General features: G+C 44.4%; 3 protein-coding genes. All 3 read right to left on the bottom strand.

What is annotated here, in order from left to right; translation table 11 throughout:
• Positions 1-879, bottom strand: an 879-nt coding sequence (locus tag AB7S66_RS12390) for a TRAP transporter large permease (protein ID WP_428520454.1), incomplete at its 3' end; no start/stop codon positions are given.
• A 1-nt stretch (position 880) separates the two neighbouring features.
• On the bottom strand, positions 881-1,384 hold the full coding sequence (locus AB7S66_RS12385; protein ID WP_428520452.1) for a TRAP transporter small permease: 504 nt from the start codon (positions 1,382-1,384) through the stop codon (positions 881-883).
• 99 nt (positions 1,385-1,483) lie between these two features.
• Positions 1,484-2,482, bottom strand: a complete 999-nt coding sequence (locus AB7S66_RS12380; protein WP_428520450.1) for a C4-dicarboxylate TRAP transporter substrate-binding protein — start codon at positions 2,480-2,482, stop codon at positions 1,484-1,486.
• Positions 2,483-2,792: the final 310 nt, after the last annotated feature.

Genomic DNA, 2,792 nt, shown 5'->3' with positions numbered 1-2,792 from the left:
GACAATACCATAGCCGAAGACACCGCTCATTGCGAGAATAAGGGTAACCACGGCAATATCCTTGGAGCTGTCCTTCAGTGTCTTGTAAAAGACTTTCCAGGTAAGTTCCTTATAGATTACCGCTCCAACAAAAATTGCATATACAGCCGCAAATGCACCTGATTCAGAAGGAGTCATGATTCCAAAACGGATGAAGACAATCAACAAAATGGGAAAGAGCAAGGCCCAGATACCATCAACCAGGGCTTTCATGACTTCAGCGAAGGATGCATGCTTAGGATTGTCCGGCAGATACTTTCGTTTCCTTGCACTGATATCAACAGAAACCATCAAGGCAATCATCATGATGAACCCTGGCAGCAAACCTCCGGCAAACAATCTGCCGATGGAGACCTCACCAATGGACCCATAGATAATCAAACCCATGGAAGGGGGGATAGTGGCCACAATGAGGGAAGAAAGTCCATTGATGGCAGCTGACCAACCTTTGGAATACCCACGCTTGATCATCTCAGGACCAAGGATTCTTGACTCCATCGCAGCATCTGCATTCGCTGACCCAGAGACACCACCCATCAAGGTGGACAATACACAGGATACTTGGGCGATATTGCCATGCATATGTCCCGTCAGGACATCAGCAAGCTTCATCAGACGCTTGGTAATACCGGTGTTGTTCATAAGATTCCCTGCAAAGATAAAGAGGGGAATCGCCAACATGGTGAACGATTGTGTTGTTGCCAAAACCTTCTGCACCACAATGGTGTAGGGAAGACTATCAGTAACCATAAAGAATGCCAGTCCAGAGATACCAATTGCAAACGCTACCGGCATACCCAACAACAAGAACATGATAAAAACAATTGTTGCTACACCCATACTACTCATCCCTCCGGCCTTGCTCCCAGAAGGAAGCTGGTTTCTTAATAATTTGAGACAATCGGATACTTGCTGAAATAATCATAAGGAATGATCCTACCGGAACGCTTAATGTTGCCCAGGAGTAGCTGATAGGGAGCACCTGGAAGAGCCGCTTCCTGTTCTGGATCAGCAGTGGAATACCGAAATAGACCAGAACAGCCAAGAAAATGATAATCATAATGAAAAAGACAATCTTGAGTCCTTTCTGAACCTTTCCTGGAAATTTATTGGCTAACAACTCAACCCCAATAAGATTGGTATTCCTGACTGCAAGATCCCCACCAATGAAAACTTGCCAAGCGAACAGCAACAGGGAGATATCAACCGCCCAGTTCAAGGGATATCCAACTGTCCGTGATACGGCAGAGACAAAAACCAGGATGGTGATTGCTACCAGGAGCACACTGGAAACCAACTCCTCAAAGTCGCAAAACTTATTATATCCTTTCTGTAAGATATTCATGTATTGAATCCCCCTCACGTCTAGCATAATGATGGGATAGCTTTGGAAACCGCTGCTATCCCAACATTATCATGTTGCAGAGCTTAATTCCTCTTTATATTATTTGCCAATCTGAGCGTAGATTTCTTTTCTCAAATCAGTAAAACCGAGTTTCTCATACGCAGCATCACTTGCTTTGACAAATGCATCAACATCTGGCTCAATGATTTTCATGCCATATTCTACAAGTTGCTTTTCTGTCTCAGCAATCTTGGACTGTACATAACGAGCATTCTTCTCTCCAGCAGCCTTGGTTTCCTCGAGCAGAATCGTCTGAAGATCTTCCGGCAAAGTCTGGAACCATCTTTCACCAACGATCAAGCCGTTGATCAGCTGGAAATGCTCCGTGCGGATCATGTAATCCAGAACTTCATAGATTCTAGCACCAAGAGCAGCGGTAAGCTGGACCTCACACCCATCCACTGCTTTGGACTGTACAGCTGAATAGGTTTCACCCCAAGGCATAGCAACCGGAGTAGCCCCAAGTGCGGCAACACTCTCTGCCCATGCAGGAGCACCAGGAGTTCTGATTCTCTGTCCGCTCAGATCTGCAGGAGTATATGCTTCCTTGTTCAGGAAGAAGTGTCTTCCTCCATCATACCAGTTGAAGGAAAGAACACGGATCTCATTCTCTTCACTCAACTCTTTCTCCCACTCTGCAAATTTCGCACTCTTGGTTACTGCAAGTACTTCATCATAGTTGTTGGCAAAATAGGCCATTCCGATGATGGCAATATCATTCACATAGTTACCCATGCGTCCACCATCAGTAAGGACCGCAACGTTAACCCCCTGCAATGCCTGCTCGATAACATCTTCATCACTTCCCAACTGCGCAGAGGGATAGATTTCAACCACCAAGCGGCCTTCTGAGCGAGCCTTTACATTTTCTGCCAGCTGCTTGAAGCCCTCAACCATGGGAGAGGTTTCATTCAACTGAGTGGAAAGCTTCAAGGTGTATACCTTGTCACCTTTTTCCCCACCACCCTGGGCAAACACTGATGCAGTAGCTACAACCAGTACCAACAAGATTGTTACGAAAACTCTTGCTTTTTTCATAGGTTCCTCCAATCTCAAATCGAAATTCTTTGACATACTAGTATACTAACTGTATCTTTTTTATTCTGTCAACAAAAATATGCAAGGAATACTACGTATCCCAAAACAAATTTTTCGACCTGTGCGGTTGGAGGCAACAAAGACATACAATCCATGAGAGTCATGTACTTTTCTGTATGATTCTTTTTTTTGGCCATATTGTAGGCTAGTAGAATCAATGGATATCTGTTATATTCAAATACATAATACGTATGAATGTAGGCAAGTTGATGTTTGTAAAGGCGATTCCTGACAATAAGAATGGGAGAGA

The sequence above is a fragment of the Sphaerochaeta sp. genome, from assembly GCF_050178175.1.
In the GTDB taxonomy this organism is placed as follows: domain Bacteria; phylum Spirochaetota; class Spirochaetia; order Sphaerochaetales; family Sphaerochaetaceae; genus Sphaerochaeta.
Note: the sequence above shows the minus strand (reverse complement) of the source record. Positions and strands in the feature narration are given on the sequence as shown.

Coding starts and splice junctions, on each gene's coding strand:
- AB7S66_RS12385 (WP_428520452.1), bottom strand. CDS start 1,384: ATGAATATCTTACAGAAAGGATATAATAAGTTTTGCGACTTTGAGGAG.
- AB7S66_RS12380 (WP_428520450.1), bottom strand. CDS start 2,482: ATGAAAAAAGCAAGAGTTTTCGTAACAATCTTGTTGGTACTGGTTGTA.